Origin of the sequence: Myxococcus sp. AB025B (assembly GCF_006518215.1) — a bacterium.
Classification (GTDB): Bacteria; Myxococcota; Myxococcia; order Myxococcales; family Myxococcaceae; genus Myxococcus; species Myxococcus fulvus.
Genome location: NZ_SRLW01000666.1, coordinates 1 through 847 on the forward strand (window position 1 = coordinate 1; position 847 = coordinate 847).

Sequence of the window (847 nt, forward strand, 5' to 3'; positions counted from 1 at the left end):
GTCCGGATGTGAACCCACGCACCTCCCGTCGGCGGCGGGCTTCGAGCGCCGTTGCCGCCCGGGGGAGGGATGCACTCCCTGGGGGCTGGTGGGGTCGTCCGGCTGGAAGCCCTCCGGCCGGGCCCCGCGAGGTCGCCCGGGATGGCGACGGAAGGAAGTGGCTCATGAAGCGCTGGGGATTCATCGGGCTGATGGTGCTGGCGGGGTGCATGCCGGACGACTCGGAGCAGCGGGACGCCCTGCGCAATGTCTGCCCCGGCATCAATGCCGGAGCGCTGCCCCAGGAGCCCCGGACGACCCAGAAGGTCGCCTCGGAGGACGACGGGCGGGAGCCGGTCATCATCCGCTACCGCCAGGCCCGGAGCGTGACGGCGGCGCGGGTGCACCAGCTGGGAGGCCGGGTGACGGCGAGCTTCCGCCACGCGCCCGCGCTGGCCGCGCGCGTGACGCCCGAGGAGCGGCTGGCGCTGGCGTTGGACCCGTCGGTGGAGAGCATCGAGCCGGACGCGGAGCTGCGCGCGACGGGGCTCGGCGCGCTGCCGCTGGGGGCGTTGACGCGCGTCGGGCTCGGCGCGAGCGGCACCGGCGACTACAGCGGGAAGCTGCAGCGGGTGCAGGCGCTCGAGGTGTGGGACCGGGACGGGGACGGGGTGCCGGACCCGGGCGCGGTGACGGGCGCGGGCGTGCGCGTGTGCGTCATCGACAGCGGCATGGACATGAACCACCCGGAGCTGCGCGACGCGGTGGTGGCGGCGCGGGACTTCCTGGACGGTGACGACGACGCGACGGACGGCGAGGAGGCCCGCTGGGGCACCGGCCACGGCACCCACGTGGCGGGCATCATCGC

General features: G+C 75.4%; 1 protein-coding gene. It reads left to right on the plus strand.

Annotation, left to right across the window (positions count from 1 at the left end; all coding sequences use genetic code 11):
• Positions 1-164: 164 nt before the first annotated feature.
• The coding region (locus FL311_RS43405) for a S8 family serine peptidase (protein WP_141333559.1) at positions 165-847 on the plus strand (683 nt) is incomplete at its 3' end.